This window comes from Rasiella rasia (assembly GCF_011044175.1).
GTDB lineage: Bacteria > Bacteroidota > Bacteroidia > Flavobacteriales > Flavobacteriaceae > Marinirhabdus > Marinirhabdus rasia.
In genome coordinates this window covers 2,201,239-2,223,592 of sequence record NZ_CP049057.1, presented here as the reverse complement: position 1 = coordinate 2,223,592, position 22,354 = coordinate 2,201,239, and the positions used below count along the sequence as shown (strand labels likewise).

Here is a 22,354-nt window from a genome sequence, read left to right as displayed (position 1 = left end):
CAAAAACAAGTCCAAACTGTATTCTGTATGAAAGACATTAAATATCTCGCTGCATATGCCATACCGCTCGCTGCAATCATCGGACTTACCTTAAAAGGAAATTGGGCTTTTTTCACACCTGTTTTTGCCTTTGTAATTGTTCCTATACTAGAGCTTTTGCTTCCCGTTCGTACTGAAAATCTAGACCCTACTACGGCTGCTTCAAAACTTACAAACCCCTTTTTCGATTTCCTCTTATATCTCAACATTCCGCTGGTATATGGTATGGTGGGATGGTTTTTGTGGAGTTTAACCTGGGTTGATTATAGTGTATATGAAATTATTGGATTAACCTTTTCCGTAGGCATTGCAGTTGGAGGGAATGGTATAAATGTGGCGCACGAATTGGGCCATCGCAACACTCGCTGGGAAAAAACACTGGCTAAAATTCTTCTAATCCCTTCGCTTTATATGCACTTTTATGTAGAGCATAACTACGGCCACCACCTCAATGCCGCCACTGCAGAAGATCCGGCAAGTGCTAAATACAATCAGACAGTATATTCCTTTTGGTTTACCTCAATGTTTAGGCAATATGTAAGTGCTTGGAAGATACAATTAGATCTCTTAAAACGTAGTAATTCATCTTTTTTTAGCATTCAGAATGATATGTTGTACTATACTATAATTCAGCTTTCTTATCTTGGGCTTGTTCTGTTTTTCTTCGGAAAAGCGGTGCTTCTTGTAGCACTAGGAATAGGCATTTCTAGCGCTATTCTTCTTGAAACAATAAACTACATTGAACACTACGGACTGCGAAGAAACAAGACAAAATCTGGCAGGTATGAACGTGTTAGCGAAATTCATTCATGGAATAGCAACCATGTTATGGGGCGTGTTATGCTGTATGAACTCACCCGCCATAGCGACCATCACTACAAATCGGCCAAAAAATACCAAGTATTAGACTATCATGATGTGAGTCCGCAAATGCCATATGGCTATCCTACCTCCATGTTAATTGCGTTAATTCCGCCGCTTTGGTTTTCAATTATGAATAAGCGTATACCTGTTGAGATGCGCCAATAGAATTGTATCTTTGCGCCAAATTTTTAATAGTTCCCTCACTGCGGAAATCAATAAAATCTTTTTTCATGTCTCAAAAAGTACGTGTACGTTTTGCTCCTAGCCCAACCGGCCCCCTACATATTGGAGGGGTTAGAACGGCTTTATTTAATTACTTATTTGCCAAAAAACATGGCGGTGATTTTGTGTTACGTATTGAAGATACCGACCAAACACGTTATGTAGAAGGTGCAGAAGCATATATCATTGAAGCCTTAAACTGGCTTAATATACCCGCAGACGAAGGTCCTGTTACTGGAGGTAATTTTGGTCCGTACCGCCAAAGTGAACGTAAAGATTTGTACCGAGAGTATGCAGATAAATTAATTGAGGCTGGGCATGCCTACTATGCATTTGACACTTCTGAAGCCTTAGATGCACATAGACAGGCACATGAAGCGAGTGGAAAAACGTTTATTTATAATTGGCATAACAGACTAAAGCTTGATAATTCGTTAGCGCTTTCAGAAGAAGAAGTTACTGCAAAACTTAATGCTGGTGATGCATATGTAATTAGATTCAAAACACCGCAGGACGAGACGTTACCCTTACAAGACATCGTTCGCGGCGCAATGCAGATAGACACTAATGTCTTAGATGATAAAGTGTTGTTTAAAAGTGATGGAATGCCAACGTATCACCTCGCTAACATTGTAGACGACCATCTTATGGAAATTACTCATGTTATACGTGGAGAAGAATGGTTACCTTCATTAGCCCTGCACGTTTTATTGTACCGAGCATTTGGATGGACTGCCCCACAGTTTGCTCACTTACCTTTGTTAATGAAACCTGTTGGTAAAGGAAAATTAAGCAAGCGTGACGGTGATAAAATGGGCTTCCCGGTTTTTCCTTTGGTGTGGAATACTTCAGAAGGTGATGTGTTTTCTGGCTATAGAGAAGACGGATATTTACCAGAAGCGGTGCTTAATATGCTAGCCTTTTTAGGGTGGAATCCAGGCACAGAGCAAGAGATTTTCAGCTTACTAGAATTGGTAGATGCATTCGATTTAACTCGGGTAAATAAATCTGGTGCTAAGTTCGATCCTGAGAAAACCAAATGGTTTCAACATCACTATTTACAGGAAATGGACGAGGGTGTTCTAACGGCTCAGTTTAAGAAGTTTTTAGAAGAAAAAGGTGTTACAACTTCGTTAGACGTTTCTATTATTGTTCCGTTACTTAAGGAGCGTGCTACTTTTGTTTCTGACCTTTGGGAACAAGGGAGTTTCTTTTTTGAGGCACCAACGAGTTACAATGAGAAAGCAGCTAAAAAAGCATTTAAAGAGGAAACCCCAGCACTACTTACTCAAGTAGTTGCACATTTAAATGATATCACCAATTTTACCGCTGCTAACATTTCAGAAAAAGTAAAAGGATGGATAACTAGCAACGATATTGGGTTTGGAAAAGTAATGATGCCTTTACGACTTGCTTTAGTGGGCGAAATGAAAGGGCCTGATGTGTTTGATATTATCTCAATTTTAGGGAAAGATGAGGCTATTACACGAATAAATGCGGCTATAGCAGCTTGTTAAAAATACCAAACAGTCATCAATAAAACCGCACTAGTACTGCCTTTTATGGCAATCTCTGGACGTTCACTTACGTCAACATTTCTAAAAACGTCTGTAAGTCCGTTCTGGTATTGCACTGTAATTTTAAGTTTATCAAAGCCCACAGTAGCACCGACTTGAAATAACAGATTTAATGGACTTAAATTTTCTAAATCGAGTTGAATGAAGTCGTTACCGCCACTTGAATTAAACGTACCATCTAAAAAACTCGGGCCAATACTGCTGCGAGGAAAATCGAAGCCGCTACTATAATTTATAGTAGGCCCAGCCTGAATACTTACATTGTCTTTTATGATCCTGTAGCTGCCTAAGATACTTAACTGAAAATTTCGGCTCTCTGTAGTAAGTTCACCACCCGAAAGAAAAACTGAATTGTCTTGCGAGCAACAGGTTGTTCCTGTTGTATTGAAATCGACTTGGTAATACATAAAGGAAAGAGAAGAAATAATATCAAAATTTCCAACGATATTCTTTCTTACGTTAACGCCAATTAAGTTACCAACGGCTTCCTTTTTTTTCTCTTTACCAAAAGTATTATAGTAGAGATTATTAAGGGAAAAGCCTCCCTGCACACCAAAATTCCAGCTATTACGTTCTTCTGTCTGGGGTTCGTCACTGTTCGATTCTTGAGAATAAACCGACGAGAAAAATAATACTAGACATATACCGACAAGGTATTTAAGGTCTTTAACTACCATTCTACGAAGTTATGGTATTCTAGAAATACACCACAGCCATCAATAAAATTGTTGAGCTATGTCCTTCAAAACTGTCATTTTCTAAGTTTTTATCATCTAGCTTAGAAAGCATATTACTCACTCCGTATTGGTATTGTGCGCTAATTCGAAAGCTCTCTAGACCCACCGTTGCGCCACCCATAACATGAAAGTTAATCGGACTAATATCCTGAATGTCTTGGGCTCGCAAGGTTGTATAACCGTCTATAATATAATTTTCGAACCTATCGCTGTCTAGTTTCATTTTACCATTTACATTTAAGATAGGCCCAAACTCTATACTAAAGTGATGTTTTACAATATTATAACTTCCTAAAAAGTTGAGTTGCACACTTGGAATGGTATATTTTATACTTTGAACATCTAAAGGAGAGGTTGTTAATGGCCTACCCATGATACCTATTTGGTTGCTTGCAAAAGTCAGTCCGTAGATAAGGTCGAAGTTATTTCTGAAAGAGCCTCTTGTGGTAAATCCGGCAGCGAAACCTGTTTGTTGCTCTGTTACAAAGTCTGAGGTGCTAATATCGAAAAGAGATACGCCTCCTTGTATTCCTATGCGGTTGTAATCATCGTAATTTCGCTGTGCTATAGCGGTTGAAAAAACAAAAAATAAAAGAGTAACAAAAAGTACGTTTTTGAGACGAATCATGAGGTAAGAAATTTGAGGCCAAAAATAGCTTTATTTTCGTATCTTAAACGGAATATATAATTTAATATTTTAAACTATGAACGTATTACTTATTCTACTGGTTCCTATCGGAATAATTCTATTCTTTTTGCTCCTTTCTTCCTTTTTTGTAGTGAAACAACAAACTGCAGCACTCATTGAAAACTTCGGAAAGTTTAGCAGCATTCGAAACTCTGGGCTTCAATTTAAAATCCCTATTGTTCAACGTATTGCAGGTCGTGTTAACTTAAAAATTCAGCAATTAGACGTATTGGTTGAGACAAAAACGAAAGACGACGTATTTGTAAAGTTGAAAATTTCAGTACAATTTCAAGTGATTAGAGAAAAGGTATACGATGCTTTTTACAAACTTCAGAATCCGCACGATCAGATTACCTCTTATGTGTTTGATGTAGTACGTGCAGAGGTTCCCAAAATGAAATTAGATGACGTTTTTGAGCGTAAAGATGATATTGCTATAGCCGTTAAAGCCGAACTAAACGAAGCTATGAGCGACTACGGGTATGACATTATTAAGACATTAGTTACAGACATAGACCCTGACGTACAGGTAAAGGCCGCCATGAACCGAATTAACGCAGCAGAGCGAGAAAAAGTGGCCGCAGAATATGAAGCAGAGGCAGAGCGTATTAAAATTGTAGCTAAGGCGCGAGCAGAAGCAGAAAGCAAGCGTCTTCAAGGACAGGGTATTGCAGACCAACGTCGTGAGATTGCCCGTGGTTTAGAAGAAAGTGTAGATGTGTTAAACAATGTAGGTATTAATAGCCAAGAAGCTTCGGCTTTGATTGTAGTTACGCAGCATTATGACACCCTACAGTCTATTGGTGAAGAAACCAATACCAATTTAATTTTACTTCCAAATTCTCCTCAAGCTGGGAGCAATATGCTAAATGATATGATTGCTTCTTTTGTTGCGAGTAACCAAATTGGAGAGCAAATGAAAAAGAGTAATGCGGCTAAAGGCATTAGTAATAAAAGGAAAAGAACACCTCCTCCAGCAACTGATGGAGATGTGCAATATTAACTATAGTTGCGCCGTTGCCTGAATTTCGACTCGTCTGAAAAACTAGGACACTAGTGAATTCAAAAGTTTTTAGCCATAGTTCAACTATAAACGACAAACCCGATTCATTACGAGTCGGGTTTGTTATTTGTATGTAAGAGTGCGCTATTTATATTTCTTAAGTAATTTTCCAATACCGAACGAGATAAGAGGGGTAAGCAGCTTTAGGAGAACAGCACTCGTTGCCATGCCTCCTACAAGGGTTGTAGCTATCTTTCCGGGAGTTAAGCTGTCTTTGGTTTCGTGAAGGCTTAATTTTAATTCTTCACGATCTATTTCAGACTGCAACCATGCGCGTTTAATGTCTACATCTAACTCTTCAAAAGAAGTATATTTCTTATTCACGGTTTTTTGCATTTGGAAGGTTAATGTCTTCTGGAGTAACATTTTCTTCATTAAAGAGAAACTCTGTTCTGGCTTCAGAAGCATTTTCAACTTCATCTTCTACTACTAATTCTGAAAACTTACTTAGAATACTCTTGTCAATATGTTTCTTTCCGAAGAAAAGGATGAGAAGAAAAATTAGCAAGTAAAAGCCGCCAACAATAAAAAAACCTGTTAGCATACTTTCAAAAATCTTTCCTAGCCACATGGCTACACCAAAGGAGATGAAAATTAAAAACATCATAAAGATACCTCCTAAAACCAACATGTTGATTAACGAGGTTGCAAACTTCATGGCGTTTTTAAAAAGGCGGAGCTTATAATACTCCGCCGTACTTTTAATATAATCCTGAACTTTGTGGCCAGAGTCACTTAAATGATCTGATAGCGCTTGAAAGGGCATATTAGACGGTAGCTTTTTTAACGGTTGCCTTGGTTTTGTCTACCGATACTTCTTTTTGAAGCTTCGCATTTTGCTTACGTAGAGCTTCTAATTTATCTTCCATTGCCAATAAAATATCGTCGGCCTTATAGCTAGCAGATGAAAGTGTATCATCTAATTTTTGCTGAAAGTTATACTTTGCTTTCTGAGCGTGCTCTGTTAAATTAGACTTTGTATCTTGAAATTGCTTGTTCAATTTTTTCTGAGCTTTTTTACGCTCTTTATCGATTTTATTACGTGTTTTAGAGCCTTTATCTGGTGCGTATAAAATACCTATTCCTGCTCCGATTGCCGCTCCGGTTAATAACGCTAATAATGTTTGTCCTGTGTTAGATGCCATGTGTGTGTTTTTAAGTATTAATTTTGATATACCAAAGATAGACTAGCCTTGTTATATTGCTTGTTAATAAGCGGTTAATACCTTATTTCCAAATGGTAAATGTTTCTTAAAAAGAGCTGTGATGCCCCAAAAACTCTTAATGTTATCTAAATTATCAACCTATAAATCTTAAAATTCAACTGCTTAGTGCTCTAATTTAGCCCAAGAATCTCGCAGTGCTACGGTTCTATTAAACACCATTCTAGCAGCGGTAGAATCTCTGTCTACGGTAAAGTAACCTATACGTTGAAATTGCACTGTATCTTCCACTTCAAGTTCTTTTAAGCTTGGTTCTGCATAACCAGTAACAACCTCAAGCGAATTAGTATTTACAAACTCCATAAAATCTTTGTCTTTATGTGCATCTGGTGCGGCATCTGTAAACAAACGATCGTATAGACGTACCTCTACGGGTAACGCATGTGCCACAGAAACCCAATGAAGTGTACCTTTAACTTTTCGCAATGATGCTTCTGTGCCGCTTCCACTTTGGCTATCGGTATCGTAGGTACAATGTACTTCTACTATATTTCCGTTTTCATCTTTAATAGCCTTTTCGGCCTTAATAATGTAGGCGTTTTTTAGTCGTACCTCACCATCTAGTTTTAAACGAAAAAACTTCCTGTTAGCCTCTTCTCTAAAATCTTCCTTTTCAATATAAATCTCTCTACTAAAAGGCACTTTTCGGCTACCCGCAGCTTCGTCTCCAGGATTGTTTTCTGCGTCTAACCATTCTTCCTTCCCTTCAGGATAGTTAGTAATCACAACTTTTAAGGGGTCTAACACTGCCATTACGCGGCTGGCCTTTTTATTGAGATCTTCTCTAATATTATATTCTAAATGTGTTACATCTATCAGGTTTTCTCTTTTGCCAACGCCAATACTATCTGCAAAGTTTCTAATTGCGTCTGCTGTATATCCTCTTCTACGCAATCCAGATATTGTAGGCATTCTTGGATCGTCCCAGCCCGTTACAATACCTTCTTCTACTAACTTGGCGAGCTTTCGTTTACTCACCACAGTATGGCTTAAATTTCTACGAGCAAATTCTCGCTGTTTAGGCCGTAATTTATCTTTCTCGTGTACCTGGTCTAAAAACCAATCGTACAGTTCTCTATGTGGTAGAAATTCAAGAGTACAAAAACTATGTGAAACTTGTTCTATATAGTCACTTTCGCCATGGGTCCAATCGTACATTGGAAAGATTTTCCAGTCTGTTCCAGTTCTATGATGATGTTTATGCAGTACCCGATACATAACTGGGTCTCGCATAAGCATATTACTAGAAGTCATATCAATTTTAGCACGTAACACATGTGCACCTTCTTCTACGTCACCATTCTTCATTTGCTCGAACAGCTCTAGGTTTTCGTCTACAGAACGATTTCTAAACGGACTTTCAACCCCTGGCTTGTTAGGGGTTCCTTTCTGCTCGGCAATGGCCTCAGACGATTGTGAATCTACGTACGCCTTTCCTTCTTTAATAAATTGTACTGCCCAATCATACAGCTGCTGAAAGTAATCTGAAGCATAACATTCGTTCGCCCAGGTATACCCAAGCCAGGAAATGTCTTTTTTAATAGCATCTACAAACTCTTGCTCTTCTTTGGCTGGATTTGTATCGTCAAACCTTAGGTTAACCGGCGCATTGTAACGTAAGCCCAAGCCGAAGTTTAAGCAGATAGACGATGCATGCCCAATGTGTAAATACCCATTTGGCTCTGGAGGAAAACGAAAGTGCAAATCGTTTACCGTATAGTTTTCCTTTAAATCATCTTCAATGATATGCTCTATAAAATTGAGCGGTTCTTTTTCTTCTGTCATGATTCTTATAGCTTCCTTCCGTATAAAACACCTATGTTAAACACAATTTAGGGTTTTATAGAGATTTGTATTAAAATTAGTGGTTAAAAGGTATTGACTAACCTTTCGATTTTAACCCTTGGCAAATTTAACCAAAATACACGCCGTAAGAAGTTTAAAAATAAGTTTTGTATTTATCTTTGTTAAAAAATTTACCATGAGTATTATTCGACTTAAGAACATTCGTATTTTCACCAACCATGGCTGTTTAATTGAAGAGGAGAAAATAGGGAGTGATTATCTTGTTAATCTTACGGTAAAAGCTGATTTAAGTAAAGCCGCTACAACAGACAATCTCAAAGACACCGTAGATTACGTGCATTTACAGCATATTGTAAAAACCGAAATGGCGCAACGCAGTAAGCTGCTAGAGCAAGTTGGACAACGAATTATTGATCGTATTTTTTCTGAAATTTCCTTGGTAGAACATGCCGAGGTGTCTATTTCAAAGCTTAATCCGCCAATTGGTGGAGATGTAGCTGAAGTAGAGGTTACAATGACTCGGTAAAGAAACCATTGAAACAGACTTAAATTAATTATAGCCTTTTATATTAAATTTCTATATTTGCCCTCATTATTGGCATCATGGCCGAGTGGCTAGGCAGAGGTCTGCAAAACCTTCTACAGCGGTTCGAATCCGCTTGATGCCTCAAACAAAATCCAGCTCTTAGGGCTGGATTTTTTTATTTGTATACTCTTAGAAAATTAGCTTTCGAGTTTATCTTGCTCATTCAATGTTGATTATGTCTTCTTCTACCGGGGGAATAGGTTTGTCTATTGGAAGATCTGTGTTAGGAATTTGTTCAAGACCCCGTTTTACTTGTTCAGGAAAGATTCCTTCAATTAAAAGAAACAATCCAAATAAGGTAATTAAAATACTAACCCACTTCTTCGTTTTAAAAATAACTCGAGGTGTCATTTTACTTTTTAATTTCTTTGCCAAGGCAATTTTCAGCAAATCTGTTGCAAAAAATACCACCAAGACTGTAGATAGGAAGAAAATAACGCCTCGATTAGAAGTTGTTAAGGCGTTTGCCATGATAATGGTACCAATCCATCCAGCTAACACACCAAAATTTACAAAATTCAGTAAAAAACCCTTTAAGAAGAGGCCTCCTAAGTTCTTTTTAACCTTAACGGCATAATGTTCTCTAACGATTTTTATCCAATTTTTAGAGGTTCTTATGTACGAAATAACGCCGTATGCAATAAGCACCACTCCTCCAAAAATTAGAAGTCCTGGATCATCTTTTACACGTTCTAATATTTTACTGGTACTAAAGTAGGCGATGACAATAAATATAATATCTGCCGTCATTGCGCCTAGGTCGAAGAAAACTCCTGCCTTAAAACCTTTTGTTATACTGGTTTCAATAAGTGTAAAGAATACGGGGCCAACTGCAAACGCAAGCAGGAAACCGTAGAAAGCCGCATAGCCAATACCATCAAACATACTGGTAAAAGTACAAAGAATTGCGCGTTTGGTGTTGCGCTTCTTTCATTACTTTTATGAATGCATTTTAATCTGTCTTTACAGTTTCTTGAGACAATAACTATTGCACCCTACTGCTAACCTCTTAATGTTTACTAATAAATTCATCTAACTCTTCGATAGAGCTCTCAAATTCAAAAGCATCGTTCACTTTCCAATAATTTTCTGGATTGTAACAAAAAGCAAAAGCATATTTCGCAAAATCTAGTCGTGTACTTTCAAAATCGAAAAGCTTTGTAATTTTCAATATTTGGTTTGCAGTTAGACAATTTCTCTTTACAATTTGCTTTGCCAGAGTAAGTTTAGAATCTGAAAAAGTTTTGCTCTCAATTGAAGACAATGCACCTCTAAAATCTGCTGGACGCATAGCATAACAATCCTCTTCTACTAGAATTACTTCGTTAGGAATAGTTGAAGAAGTTGTTGTAGTGGTTTGTGTTGTAGTGGTACTTGTACCAGATACACCGTCGTTAATTGAAACATCCATTCCCACAGAAACCCCTCCAACGTTTATATCCACATTTACGTTATCCCCTGCACCATTGGTAGTTGTTGTGGTTTGGGTTGTTGTAGAAGTTACAATTGCTGGCATTGGCGACGTATTATATTGAATGACTGTTAGGTCGCTTGGTATTAACGGTTCTGTTTGGTAAGGAGTAAAAGAGAAATAACGCAATACGAGCTTTCCATTACCTTTTTCTTTAATCTTGTAAGTTACATCGCCCCAATTACCATCTACATCTACAGCCATTAACATGTTTTTCTTGATGCTTGGCATTGATGTATTTGCAAACACAATTTCTGCCGTATAATGTGTATTTGTAAGGTTGTCTACTCTAATATTTGTACTCGGACTTTCATTTTGTCGTACGCTATTTAAGAGCACATAAAAAGGATCACCTGCTTCAGAAAAAATTGTAATACTTGAGGTTTGTGCTACGAGTACTTGACTTATGGTAACCAAGAACATAAGAAATGTAATTTTTTTCATAATATATAGTTTAAAATGAGGGATTTTCAAAAGCTATGCCAAAGTTAAATTAGTCCAATAGTACGGATATTTATAACAATTTGAAACTTTAAACATTTGCATGCCCTAACATGGTAAAATCTAAATGTTTTTTTACAAGGTCTGCATTTTTTACTTGTACCCTTACTTCATCACCTAACACATACGCATTCTTTGTTTTTTGACCAACAACTGCATAGTTTTCTTTATCAAATTCATAGTGGTCATCGGTTAAGTCTTGTAGGCGCACCATACCTTCGCATTTATTTTTTATAATCTCAACATATATTCCCCATTCTGTAACCCCAGATATTACACCTACAAATTCTTCATCTTTGTGATCTTGCATGTATTTTACTTGCATATACTTAATACTATCTCTTTCGGCATTAGTAGCTAGTATTTCCATTTCAGTACTATGCTTACAGTTGTCTTCATAAGCATCTTCTTTAGCACTTTCTTTTTTGTCTAAATAGCGCTGCAATAATCTATGAACCATAACATCTGGATAGCGACGTATAGGCGACGTAAAATGTGTATAATAATCGAATGCCAGACCGTAATGACCTATGTTATGAACTGTATACTGTGCTTTACTCATGGTACGAATAGCAATAGTATCTATCATATTCTGCTCTTTTTTACCATGTACATCCTTTAAAAGTTTGTTCATAGATGCCGCGGTTGTTTTTCTATCACGCGTATCCATTTTATATCCAAACTGACGGATGATATTTTCTAGCGCAGCAATTTTTTCATCATCTGGCTCATCGTGTACTCTGTAGACAAATGTTTTCTTCGGATTCTGTTTTCCTATATATTCTGCAACGCTTCGGTTGGCTAACAACATAAACTCCTCAATAAGTTTGTTAGCATCTTTACTTTCTTTGAAGTACACACCTTCTGGGTTATTTTTTTCGTCTAGAATAAATTTTACTTCAACTTTATCGAAAGAAATCGCTCCCGCATGCATTCTCTTTTTCCGAAGAATTTTGGCTAATCTATCTAATTCTAGAATTGCCTCTGCAATAGGTTTATCTACTTGATACTCTTTTCCTGTGAGTGAAATATTTGCAGGAATTGTTCTACTATCTTTATCATCTAGTGTCTTAGATACTCCCTGACCGGTGTTTTTTTCAATTATTTCTTGGGCTTCTTCATAGGCAAATCGTGCGTCTGAGTAGGTAACCGTTCTTCCAAACCATTTTTTTACAACTTCAGCTTTATTATTTACTTCAAAAACTGCAGAGAAGGTATATTTTTCTTCATGAGGTCTTAATGAACAGGCATTATTAGATAATACTTCTGGCAACATAGGTACTACACGATCTACTAGATATACAGAAGTTGCTCGTTCGTAGGCCTCGTCGTCGAGCACTGTGCCTGGTTTAACGTAATGACTTACATCTGCAATGTGAATTCCTATTTCATAATTTCCATTTTCTAGTACTTCAAAACTTAGAGCATCATCAAAGTCTTTTGCGTCTTTAGGATCTATCGTAAATGTGAGTGTTTTTCGCATATCCCGACGCTTCTTAATTTCCTCATCTCGTATGCTTGTATCAAGCTCATTTGAAAAAGTTTCTACCTCATGCGGAAACTCGTATGGAAGTCCGTACTGAGCTAAAATAGAATGAATTTCTGTGTTGTGTTCTCCTGGTTTTCCAAGTACTTTTAGTACACTTCCAATAGGTGAATCTGAATTTGATTCCCAACCATCCATTCTTACTAAAACTCTATCTCCATCTTGTGCTTCTCCAATTTTACTCTTAGGTACAAAAATGTCTGTATACATGTTGTATCCCTGACATTCTACGAAGGCAAATTTATCTGAAATCTGAATGGTACCAACAAATTCTGTGCGCTTCCTTTCTATTATTTTTGTGACTTCACCTTCCATTCTACCACCGCGTTTTCTGCTAAAAACATAAACTTCTACAGTGTCTTTATTTAAGGCTTTATTTAGATTTTTGTTTGAAATTTTAATATCATCTTCAAGGCCATCTACAATTACAAATCCACGACCGCGACTTGTAATATCCATAGTTCCAGTATGATAATTTTTTGATGGAGTTATAATATATTTTCCTCGTTCTAATTCTTGAATTTCCCCTTTAAGCTGAAGTGCTTTTAATTTCTTTATAATTTGATTTCTACTACTAGCATCGTCTACGCCAAGTTTAGCAGCAATTTGTTTATAGTTAAATGGTTTTGAATGCTCCTTGCGAAGTATGGTTAATATACTTAGGGCTAATCCCTGTATGGTTGATTTATTTTTTCTACGTTTTTTACGTTTCGGCATGGTTTTCTCTTATATTAGGTAAAAGTACTACTATTAAAACAATGACCCTTTTGCATTGTGAAAGATTTAGTACCTTAGTAGGTAATTGATTTTCAGAAGTATGAAAGACTATAAAGTCATTGCAATTTTTACGTATGCCAGTGAGTATACTGTACTACGTCATTTATTGCAGCAGGCAGAAATTCGGTTTATTTTTCAAAATGAAACAATGATCAGTGTTCTTCCATTTCACAGTAACGCTGTAGGGGGCATTCGTCTTATGGTACACAAAGATGACGTTTTAGAAGCTTCGGAAATTTTAAATAATTTAAACAATCCTTCTTCACTTCGAATTGTTTAGTTTCTATATTTCTTACTTATCAGACTTTTCAACAACTATATATACATCATTTCTTTTTTTCTAAATTTTTAAAAATAAAATGATGATTATGATGGGATGTTTATAAGTGGTATAACTTTTATGGACTTTCCTTTTAATTCAATTTATTACCGTTTGTATACGGTTTGTTAACATACCTTTTAAGATACTTCTCTCTTTAAAATGAGGTAAATATACTATGCTATTAACAGCTGTTTATAACCTATGTTGACAACCGTTATTTAATAAATTTTCAGAAATATTTTGTTTGAAAACTATCTTTTCATGAGGATAACTCTACTACAAATACTGAAGTTATATTTAGGCATTCTGAAAAGAAAAGGTATATGTACTTATCTTTTGAAACCACCAAATAAATTTGTGCATATTCAGTAAACAAATATTAACAACGATATTAACTTAAATATCAAGGCAGCGTTAAGAAATGGTTATGGTTGAAAATCAACTCATAATGTTAATTAGCGGTATATAAATAGACAGCTCCACTATTATTAGCTGCGTTATTGGTTTGGTCTCCGTTAATTCCTGTTGCGTTGCTGTCCTCATAAACAGCACCTACTATTATCATATTGCCATCGCTAGAAATAGCTGCACTCTCTACATAACGCTCATTTGCTTCTGTATTCGACGCTTTAATATATGCTTGTTGAGTCCAGACGCCTTCATCTCTTGAGAAAACAAACATGGATCCAGCGTTATTAGATGAATTATCTGTTTGATTACCATTAATTCCAGTAGCATTACTATCTTCATTGTAGGCACCTATCGCAATTCTATCTCCATTATCTGAAGAAGAAACATTCCATCCAAATTGATCACCAGCATCTGTATTCGACGCTTTAATATATGCCTGTTGTGCCCAGACAACTCCGGTATATGAAAACACATATACTGCACCACTATCTATTGATGAATTATCAAGTTGACCTCCATTGATACCAGTACTATTACTATCCTCATAAGGTGCGCTTGCTAAAAGTGTGCTTCCATCTCCCGAAATAAAAATATTTCTCCCAAATTGATCATCAGAATCTGTATTTGATGCTTTAATATATGCTTGTTGTGTCCAAACATTACCGGTACGTGTAAAAATATAAACTGCCCCGCTATTTGTTGCGGTATTGTTATTTTGATCTCCATCAACCCCTACAGCATTACTATTTTCATTAATTGCGCCTACTCCTAATGTATTACCGCTATTAGAAAGTGATACTGCATTACCAAATCCGTCTGCCAAATCGGTGTTCGATGCTTTAATATATGCTTGTTGTGTCCAAACATTACCGGTACGTGTAAATATATATACCGCCCCGCTACCTGTTTCGCTATTATCAGTTTGATTCCCATTAATGCCAACCGCGTTACTGTCTTCATTAAAAACACCTACAGCTAGGGTATTTCCATCGCTCGAACAAGAAATATTTCTCCCAAATTGATCCCCAGCATCTGTATTCGATGCTTTAATATATGCTTGCTGTGTCCAGACATTACCAGTACGTGTAAAAACATATACCGCTCCACTATTTATTGCGCTATTATCAGATTGATTCCCATTAATACCAACCGCATTACTATCTTCATTAATAGCACCTACAGTAAGCGTATTTCCATCGCCTGACAGACTAAGGTTAAAACCAAAAAGATCATTTGCTTCTGCATTAGACGCTTTAATATATGCTTGTTGTGCCCAGACATTACCAACACGTGTAAAAATATATACCGCACCACTATTTGTAGCGCTATTATCAGCTTGGTTACCGTTTATACCTGTGGTATTACTATCTTCAGTTACTGCACTCACAGCAATTGTTTCATTATTATCTGATATAGAAACACTATAGCCAAACAGATCATCTGAGCCTGTATTTGAGGCTTTTACATAGTCAATCGAACTGCTCATAGTAAAAACGGGTGGTTCAATTTCGGTTAGAACAGGATTCCCACTTCCATCGGTTCCGATACATACCCAACCTCCATTCTGATAAAAACAGGTGCTGCTTCTTGAGATGTCAAAAACGGTTGTGCCCTCCAGTGGATCATTGCCTTGTCCGTCGGTCACATCCTCCACCGAAGTTACTCTTGGAAGGACCAAGCCAGTGTTGTTTACCGAAGTTATATCCAAGGTTCCCTTAGGGTCTGTAGTGTTAATACCCACCTGGGCAATAGTTGATGCTGTTGTTAGCAACATCAGAAAAAAGAAAAAGCGATTCATCATTATATTAAATTTAAAATAGGAAGAACCGGTAGATTTGGGGAGTTTCAAAAATAGGCTTTCAATTATAATATGCAAATACCCAATAGCGGGTATCTTAGATAAATCTGTAGTGTAAGAACTATAACGGAAATGGAGAACTTACTTATCTTTGCATCAAAATAGTACCATGAAAATAGCCATAGGAAATGACCACGCCGGACCAGATTACAAATTTGCCATTCTTAAAATATTAGAGGCACGCGGAATTGAAGTTACAAACCACGGCACCGATACATTAGATAGTGTAGATTATCCAGATTTTGCAAACCCTGTGGCAAAGGCTGTGAATAGCGGAGATGTTGACTTTGGTATTTTAATCTGCGGAAGCGCCAATGGGGTTGCGATGACGGCAAATAAATACGAAAAGGTACGCGCCGGAGTATGCTGGACCAAAGAAATTACAGAACTCTCCAGACTGCATAACGATGCCAATGTTATTTGTATTCCTGCACGATTTACATCGTTACAACAAGCCATTGGAATGGTAGAAACTTTTATTGACACAAAATTTGAAGGAGGAAGACACCTAAATCGAGTAAATAAAATTGGCTGCGTCTAATTTTATTTAGCGGTTCTACAAATTACAGTTAACTTTATAACTGTGTCACACACTCATACCCATAGTCATCAAAACGATTTAAAAGGGAGAAACCTGCTTCTCTCTATTGGTCTTAATATCGTTATTACTGTAGCCCAAGTCATAGGTGGTATTCTTTCAGGTAGTCTTTCATTATTAAGTGATGCGCTACACAACTTTAGCGATGTACTTTCACTTATTATTAGTTATGTAGCAGATAAATATTCAAAAAAAGCAGCGTCTTTCGATAAAACTTTTGGCTACAAACGCGCCGAAATTATTGCGGCATTTGTAAACGCGTCTACGTTGTTAATTGTTGCTGTCTATTTAATTTATGAGGCAATTATTCGGTTTATGAACCCCAAAGAGATTGAAAGCAACTTGGTTATTTGGTTGGCTCTTTTAGGCATTATAGCAAATGGGTTTAGTGTTTTATTGCTGAAAAACGACTCGAAAGAAAATATGAACATGCGCTCTGCGTACTTACACCTCTTAACAGATATGTCTGCAAGTGTAGCTGTTCTAATTGGCGGGCTTCTAATGAAGTATTTCGGCTGGTTTTGGGTAGACAGTGTGCTCACTGTTTTAATAGCTATTTATCTATTATTTATGGGATATGATTTGCTGAAAAGCAGCTTTAAAATTTTAATGCTGTTTACTCCAGACGACATTAGACTTGAAGAACTACGCGAAGCAATTTCCGAAGCTCCAGAAATAAAAAATGTACACCACATGCATATCTGGCAACTAAACGAAAAGGAAACACACCTAGAGGCGCATATAGATTTTCACGAAGACATTACCCTGTCACAATTTGATGTTATATTAAATGGAGTAGAAGAGAAGCTATACCACGATTTTGGAATAAATCACGTTAATATTCAACCAGAATTTAGAAAAGACGACGCCAAAGATGTTATTGTTCAAGACTAATTTGCTAAATAAAACATGAAATCTCAACTATGGAAATTATAGTAAAAACGTTTGACGAACTCACCATTTATGAGCTGCACGACACCCTGCAGTTGCGCAGCGAAGTTTTTGTAGTAGAGCAAGATTGTGTTTATCAAGATATTGATGGTAAGGATAGTAAGGCACTTCATATTATTGGACGAAATAATGGAAAAATAGTGGCCTACACGCGCTGTTTTGCCCCTGGAATTTATTTTAAGGAAGCCGCAATAGGCAGGGTAGTGGTAGACAAAAATCAACGAGCCTTCGGATTTGGGCATGACATTATGAAAGCGTCAATTGATGCCATAGAAAAAAGGTTCCGCACAAAAAACATCAAGCTTTCTGCACAGACCTATCTTATAAAATTTTACGAATCACACGGATTTAAAACCACGGGTTCAGAATACCTAGAAGATGGTATTCCTCATGTTGCGATGCTTATAGCTTAATCAGATTTTTCTGAAGGTTTAAATCTGTTAGCATCTCGTTTGTAAATTTGTAATGCCCTTTACGAGTGATAATCTTAAAACGGTGGTTCTTCATTCTCGTTAGTACATCTAAAAACCTCCATTTAGACTTTAATAAATTAGGCTTTTCGCTTTTCAGACTTACTTCAAAATAATGCTTAATTCCTGCACGTTCTGCTACGATGTCTGGGGTAACAACAATATCACTTCCTTTTTTTGAATACGATTTTGGAGTTTCGTAGCCCTCAATGTCTGCTTTAATGTTTTCAAATCCCTTGTGCTCTAAATACGCGACAGACTGTTCTAGCGTATCTGTATTTTCTGTTTTGTCCGATTGTATCATAGCTCATAATATACAGAAAATGAGCATTTTTCATTACTAAAGTTTTGTTAACTTAGTAATTACTGCCTTTTAGAGCGCACGTTTTTATTGAACGGAATCCCTAATTGAACCCCAATACTTTCATCATTTGTATGATCTGCTATATCGACACCGTACTTAATTTTTGAAGTATCATCATACACAAATGTCCCAAAGAGACGGTCCCAAATAGATAGCATATTTCCGTAGTTACTATCAGTCCAAGGAAGTTGATAGTGATGATGAAATTTATGCATATTTGGTGTCACGATAATATAACTTAAACCACGATCTAACCACAAAGGAAGGGCAAGATTGGCGTGTGTAAAATAAGTAAAAGCAACACTTAATATGCGGTATAAGAAATAGAAAGCTATGGGCATTCCTGTTAACATTACCGCAACTAGGGCAAAACTTTCTCGTATGATAAAATCGATAGGATGGTGGCGGGTTCCTGTAGTTGCATCAACATGTTTATCGCTATGATGAACAATGTGCAACCGCCACATAAGCGGAATTTTATGAAGGCAGAAATGAACAAAATATTGAGCGACGAAGTCAAGTACAATTATCGCGATTAGTAATTCTACCCAAACAGGCGCCTCAAATAGGTGTAACAGACCAAATTTAGAGACTTGCAGCCAATTAAAAACGCCAACCGTAGCAATTCCAAAAACAGCGTTAATAATCATTACAAACAAGAGCAAAACTAGATTTACTTTTGCATGCTGCCATTTTTTATACTGAAACGTTACAAGACTGTAATACCCTTCTAAAACCCAGAAAAATGCTAAGGTGAAAAACACCCAAAGCGCTTTCATCCAAGTGGGCATGGTTTCAAAAAACAGCAGAAATTGATCCATTTAGGTACCTTAACCTATTATTTTTTTAGAATTCTATTGTATTTACCGCTATTGGTGAGTACTTCTATTCCTGCAAGAATCTCAGGATTGTTCACAACTTGATAGTCGTACAACCCTTCTTTATAGAAATACCGCTTTAAAATTTCGTCTGTAAGCAACGACTTAATTTCGGCTTTTTTAGCGATAACTTTTTTGTCTTTAGCCGCATCTATGGCGTCCATTAATTGCTTATAACTATTAGCAATTTCTTTTTCTATATCATCGGCTTCTGCACGACGTAGGGCTTCTGCAAACTCTTTTTCGGTTTCAGTTTCGTATTCAAAATTTTGCGACTTTAGAAAAGTTATAAAGTTTTGAAAATCGGCATCTGTTACTTCAAATCCATTCCAGTTATCCATGCTGTTGTTGTAGTAATACTCTGTAGCATAATCGAAGATTGCCTGATCTTTTAATAACGCCGTGGTAATAGGACTAAAAACAGCAGTTTCTACTTCAACATCTGGAAGAATTCCACCTCCGTCATATACGGTACGCCCGCCTTTGGTTTTAAATTTGTTATACTCTTTAGAATCTACGCGCACAGGATCTCCATTTTCATCTCTATTCCAATAATCTAATGCTTGAATACAGCGACCACTTGGAGTGTAATAGCGCGAAATGGTTACTTTAAGCTGTGTGCCATATGTGAGCTTTTTTGGACGTTGTACCAGCCCTTTTCCGAAACTACGAGCCCCCACAACCACAGCACGATCTAGGTCTTGCAATCCACCAGAAACAATCTCACTCGCCGAGGCACTTCTACCATTTACCAAAACTACTAGCGGAATTTCTGTGTCCACTGGCTCTTTTGTGGTTTTATATGTTTTATTGTACTTGACAATCGTACTTTTAGTAGTTGTAATAACCTCGCCTTTGGGCACAAATAAATTTACAATACTAATTGCCTCATTCAACAATCCTCCTGGATTACCACGTAAGTCAAGAATGATTTTATCTGCACCTTGATTTTTTAGCTCCAGCAGGGCTGCCTTGGTTTCGACAGTTGTTCTTCTATTAAATTTTTGAAGTACTATGTAACCAATATTATTATCTAATAATTTAAAATAAGGCACTGCTTTTACATCTACTTTTTCTCTTGTAAGCGTTGTTGTTTGCGTTTTTCCTTGTCGCTTATATGTAATTTCAACCGTGGAGCCCGATGCGCCTTTCAGTAACTCACCAGCGTCGTTTTCAAAGTCTGCCAGCGCTGTAGTGCCCACTTTTACAATTTCGTCACCAGCTTTAAGCCCAGCCTTGTCTGCAGGATAGTCTTTAAAAGGCTCCATAATAATAATTTTATCTTTTAGCGTTTTTACAGACGCTCCTATCCCGGTATAGGTTCCAGAATTTTGAATACGCGCATCTTCTACCTCTTGTTCATTCCAGTATACAGTGTATGGATCTAAATCTTCTAACATCCCCTTAATAGCTTTATCCATGAGGGTTGCTGGAGTTACTTCATCTACATAATTCATGTTTAATTCTTTGTACATGGTCGTGAAGATTTCAATCTGCTTAGCGATTTCAAAAAAATCACTTTTAAAACCAACGGTAGTACAAAATATAAGTGCTGCGACAATTGGAAGTATTATTCTCTTTTTCATAATAAAGTCTTTATCTCAAAACGGCAAAAACCGTAATCAAGTATGATTTAAAGGTATACATTTTTCTTCGGAAACCGAACAGACTCACACCCCTTCGCGAATCAATTTTTTAAGTATAGAAATCTGTCCTAAATGATAATGGGTATGCTCAATGACACCGTGAATATTTCTGTAATATGTTCCGTAGGCCTTTTTTATAAATCCTTCGGAAAGTTTAGCTTCCGGAAGCTCGGTAATTAATTTCAAAAATGTTCCTGCTTCTTGCCATGTTTGTAATTTTAGCTGCTCCCAATCTGTTGCCGAAGTCACAGGAGGATGCTCAAAGCTCAAGCTGTCCTTGGCGGTAAGTGGCTTTCCTTCCAAAACACCAATCACCGCATTGCAATAGTATTGAATATGGTAAACCAAAGTTGCAATGGTATTTAAAGAACCCACCTGTGCCACTGCCTCTTCAAAGGTTACGTCGTGAAGCACCTCTTTAAAAGACACTCCAGTATAATTGCCACCATTAATTAAATGCTCGTATTGCTGTGCTATATGTTGTGGAAAATTCATGGCTTCTGAAAATTTAAATATAATAACACTGGCTTACTTCTTTTTTCTACGACGTAACAACCAACGAAGAAAGAAAATGATAAAAATGATGACAATAAAAAGCGGCCAGATATATAAAAGCCCCAAGAAAAAAACTGAAATACCATCCCATCCACCTTGCAGCGCATTTTTCATTTTTTGACCGTAGGAGAGCGTCACACCCGTTTGGGCAGTAAATTTGTAAAACTCAATGTTTACTGTGCTCATAGACACGCGGTCTTGAAGGTAATTAAGACGCCCTTCTTTTGCCTCAATTTCTTCTCGAATGGTAGAAAGCTCTCGTTCTATTTCTAGCATTTCTTTCACATTTTTGGCTTGGGTAAGCAACTCGAGATAGCGTTTTTCTAATTCGCGTTTTGCTTTAAGCCGTGCTTCTAAATCTACAAACTCCTCAGTAACGTCTTGACGAGAAATGGTTTTTTGATCGTAATAAGGAACGCCTTCAGAAATACCGGCTACAAGTGCTTCAAAATTGTCTGTTGGCACGCGAACGACTATATTTCGGTACAAGCGATTATAATCTTTACCGGCATTATCACTCGCTATAAAACCTTTGTATTGGGAAACAAGCTTGAGAATATTCTGATGTGTTTTTTCGGGTTCGGCACTTTCAAAAGCAAGATTTGCAGTTTTTATAATTTTTGCCTCGCGCTGCTCAGGCGCTAGGTTTACATCATTAGAAGTTTCTTGTATTTCTTCGAAAAGAAGATCAGAATCTTCGTTAGCCATAGTTTCGGCTTTAAATGCGCCAAGGCCTCTTTCTGCATTTCCTCCGTTAGAGCACGCAAGATTAAGTGCTAGCAGTGCTAGAATTATACATCGTTTCATTCAGAAATTTTTTTAAGCAACACAGCCATAGAGGAGGAAAGCTTGCTGTATTGTGGTTTATCCTTACTAAGATATAAAAAAAGCAGCGTAAAGTGCTTGCCATTTTCTTTTTCAAGAACTTCTTTCTGAAGTCGATACGCCTCTCTTAGTTGTCGCTTAATTCGATTTCTGGCGACGGCACTTTTAAAACTTCGCTTTGGAACGGCAAACGTTGCCTGCGATACTTCAGAATTTTCAAGAGGGAGATAAAAAACCTTAATAGGAAACTTTACAACGGTCTCACCCTCATCAAACAATTGAGCAATACGTTTGCGAGATTTCAGTTTTTCGTCTTTTCCGAAGGTAAATGGCATAGGGTAAAGATATAAAAAGACCTTTCAGGTTTTGTCCTAAA

General features: G+C 37.0%; 24 protein-coding genes and 1 tRNA gene. 9 read left to right on the top strand and 16 right to left on the bottom strand.

The genetic code is table 11. The features are described 5' to 3' along the window. Positions 1–27: 27 nt before the first annotated feature. Complete coding sequence (locus G5B37_RS10080; protein WP_164679910.1) at positions 28–1,068, top strand: alkane 1-monooxygenase; 1,041 nt, start codon at positions 28–30, stop codon at positions 1,066–1,068. A 65-nt stretch (positions 1,069–1,133) separates the two neighbouring features. Beyond that, positions 1,134–2,642 (top strand): glutamate--tRNA ligase, encoded by a 1,509-nt coding sequence (gene gltX / locus G5B37_RS10075; RefSeq protein ID WP_164679909.1) that lies wholly within the window; start codon positions 1,134–1,136, stop codon positions 2,640–2,642. On the opposite strand, the gene G5B37_RS10070 is transcribed toward gltX, so the two are convergent. Together G5B37_RS10070 and G5B37_RS10065 are read right to left on the bottom strand one after the other, a co-directional pair. Further along, positions 2,639–3,379 (bottom strand): outer membrane beta-barrel protein, encoded by a 741-nt coding sequence (locus tag G5B37_RS10070; RefSeq protein WP_164679908.1) that lies wholly within the window; start codon positions 3,377–3,379, stop codon positions 2,639–2,641. The two genes, gltX and G5B37_RS10070, sit on opposite strands and share 4 nt — an antisense overlap. A 19-nt stretch (positions 3,380–3,398) precedes the next feature. Further along, positions 3,399–4,067: a hypothetical protein gene (locus G5B37_RS10065; protein WP_164679907.1), complete on the bottom strand. Its 669-nt coding sequence runs from the start codon at positions 4,065–4,067 to the stop codon at positions 3,399–3,401. A 76-nt stretch (positions 4,068–4,143) separates the two neighbouring features. Between G5B37_RS10065 and G5B37_RS10060 the strand changes: the two genes are divergently transcribed. After that, on the top strand, positions 4,144–5,130 hold the full coding sequence (locus G5B37_RS10060; protein ID WP_164679906.1) for an SPFH domain-containing protein: 987 nt from the start codon (positions 4,144–4,146) through the stop codon (positions 5,128–5,130). Between the two features lie 144 nt (positions 5,131–5,274). On the opposite strand, the gene G5B37_RS10055 is transcribed toward G5B37_RS10060, so the two are convergent. From G5B37_RS10055 to G5B37_RS10040, 4 genes are all read right to left on the bottom strand, one after another. Next, positions 5,275–5,514, bottom strand: a complete 240-nt coding sequence (locus tag G5B37_RS10055) for a DUF6327 family protein (protein WP_164679905.1) — start codon at positions 5,512–5,514, stop codon at positions 5,275–5,277. Beyond that, a complete protein-coding gene (locus G5B37_RS10050) occupies positions 5,507–5,956 on the bottom strand; it encodes a phage holin family protein (protein WP_164679904.1) in 450 nt (149 codons plus the stop codon). Before G5B37_RS10050 ends, G5B37_RS10055 begins: the two co-directional genes overlap by 8 nt. 1 nt (position 5,957) lies before the next feature. After that, positions 5,958–6,335: a YtxH domain-containing protein gene (locus G5B37_RS10045; protein WP_164679903.1), complete on the bottom strand. Its 378-nt coding sequence runs from the start codon at positions 6,333–6,335 to the stop codon at positions 5,958–5,960. A 183-nt stretch (positions 6,336–6,518) separates the two neighbouring features. Continuing rightward, a complete protein-coding gene (locus G5B37_RS10040; RefSeq protein WP_164679902.1) occupies positions 6,519–8,198 on the bottom strand; it encodes a glutamine--tRNA ligase/YqeY domain fusion protein in 1,680 nt (559 codons plus the stop codon). A 196-nt stretch (positions 8,199–8,394) separates the two neighbouring features. On the opposite strand from G5B37_RS10040, the gene folB reads away from it, so the two are divergent. Next, positions 8,395–8,745: a dihydroneopterin aldolase gene (gene folB / locus G5B37_RS10035; RefSeq protein WP_164679901.1), complete on the top strand. Its 351-nt coding sequence runs from the start codon at positions 8,395–8,397 to the stop codon at positions 8,743–8,745. Positions 8,746–8,816: 71 nt separating this feature from the next. After that, a tRNA-Cys gene (locus G5B37_RS10030) sits at positions 8,817–8,887 on the top strand. A gap of 77 nt (positions 8,888–8,964) precedes the next feature. Here G5B37_RS10030 and G5B37_RS10025 read toward each other — a convergent pair. The 3 genes from G5B37_RS10025 to G5B37_RS10015 form a co-directional block, all read right to left on the bottom strand. After that, positions 8,965–9,690 carry a LysE family translocator gene (locus G5B37_RS10025; RefSeq protein WP_164679900.1) on the bottom strand — a complete coding sequence of 242 codons (726 nt, stop codon included), beginning with the start codon at positions 9,688–9,690 and terminating at the stop codon, positions 8,965–8,967. A 124-nt stretch (positions 9,691–9,814) separates the two neighbouring features. Further along, positions 9,815–10,720: a DUF4476 domain-containing protein gene (locus G5B37_RS10020; protein WP_164679899.1), complete on the bottom strand. Its 906-nt coding sequence runs from the start codon at positions 10,718–10,720 to the stop codon at positions 9,815–9,817. 88 nt (positions 10,721–10,808) lie between these two features. Beyond that, the gene (locus G5B37_RS10015; RefSeq protein WP_164679898.1) at positions 10,809–13,040 is read right to left on the bottom strand and encodes a ribonuclease R family protein; all 2,232 of its coding nucleotides are present in this window, start codon (positions 13,038–13,040) and stop codon (positions 10,809–10,811) included. Positions 13,041–13,140: 100 nt separating this feature from the next. Between G5B37_RS10015 and G5B37_RS10010 the strand changes: the two genes are divergently transcribed. Next, positions 13,141–13,380 carry a putative signal transducing protein gene (locus G5B37_RS10010; protein ID WP_164679897.1) on the top strand — a complete coding sequence of 80 codons (240 nt, stop codon included), beginning with the start codon at positions 13,141–13,143 and terminating at the stop codon, positions 13,378–13,380. A gap of 493 nt (positions 13,381–13,873) precedes the next feature. On the opposite strand, the gene G5B37_RS10005 is transcribed toward G5B37_RS10010, so the two are convergent. Then, positions 13,874–15,634, bottom strand: coding sequence for an FG-GAP repeat protein (locus G5B37_RS10005; protein WP_164679896.1), 1,761 nt, complete (start codon positions 15,632–15,634; stop codon positions 13,874–13,876). A gap of 166 nt (positions 15,635–15,800) precedes the next feature. On the opposite strand from G5B37_RS10005, the gene rpiB reads away from it, so the two are divergent. The 3 genes from rpiB to G5B37_RS09990 are packed head-to-tail and all read left to right on the top strand — an operon-like array spanning position 15,801 to position 17,653. Beyond that, on the top strand, positions 15,801–16,232 hold the full coding sequence (rpiB, locus tag G5B37_RS10000; RefSeq protein ID WP_164679895.1) for a ribose 5-phosphate isomerase B: 432 nt from the start codon (positions 15,801–15,803) through the stop codon (positions 16,230–16,232). Positions 16,233–16,274: 42 nt separating this feature from the next. Further along, entirely contained in the window at positions 16,275–17,183 is a 909-nt protein-coding gene (locus G5B37_RS09995) for a cation diffusion facilitator family transporter (protein WP_164679894.1), read from the top strand. A 29-nt stretch (positions 17,184–17,212) separates the two neighbouring features. Next, entirely contained in the window at positions 17,213–17,653 is a 441-nt protein-coding gene (locus tag G5B37_RS09990) for a GNAT family N-acetyltransferase (protein WP_164679893.1), read from the top strand. Here the strand turns inward: G5B37_RS09990 and G5B37_RS09985 are convergent. The 6 genes from G5B37_RS09985 to rnpA form a co-directional block, all read right to left on the bottom strand. After that, on the bottom strand, positions 17,643–18,014 hold the full coding sequence (locus G5B37_RS09985) for a hypothetical protein (protein ID WP_164679892.1): 372 nt from the start codon (positions 18,012–18,014) through the stop codon (positions 17,643–17,645). The two genes, G5B37_RS09990 and G5B37_RS09985, sit on opposite strands and share 11 nt — an antisense overlap. Before the next feature lie 59 nt (positions 18,015–18,073). Continuing rightward, a complete protein-coding gene (locus tag G5B37_RS09980; protein WP_164679891.1) occupies positions 18,074–18,895 on the bottom strand; it encodes a sterol desaturase family protein in 822 nt (273 codons plus the stop codon). Between the two features lie 17 nt (positions 18,896–18,912). Next, positions 18,913–20,538, bottom strand: a complete 1,626-nt coding sequence (locus G5B37_RS09975) for a S41 family peptidase (protein ID WP_164679890.1) — start codon at positions 20,536–20,538, stop codon at positions 18,913–18,915. A gap of 84 nt (positions 20,539–20,622) precedes the next feature. Continuing rightward, positions 20,623–21,093: a DinB family protein gene (locus tag G5B37_RS09970; protein ID WP_164679889.1), complete on the bottom strand. Its 471-nt coding sequence runs from the start codon at positions 21,091–21,093 to the stop codon at positions 20,623–20,625. Positions 21,094–21,126: 33 nt separating this feature from the next. Continuing rightward, a complete protein-coding gene (locus G5B37_RS09965; RefSeq protein ID WP_263649780.1) occupies positions 21,127–21,960 on the bottom strand; it encodes a DUF4349 domain-containing protein in 834 nt (277 codons plus the stop codon). Continuing rightward, on the bottom strand, positions 21,957–22,313 hold the full coding sequence (gene rnpA, locus G5B37_RS09960) for a ribonuclease P protein component (protein WP_164679888.1): 357 nt from the start codon (positions 22,311–22,313) through the stop codon (positions 21,957–21,959). The genes G5B37_RS09965 and rnpA overlap by 4 nt, the downstream gene beginning before the upstream one ends. Between the last annotated feature and the right edge of the window lie 41 nt (positions 22,314–22,354).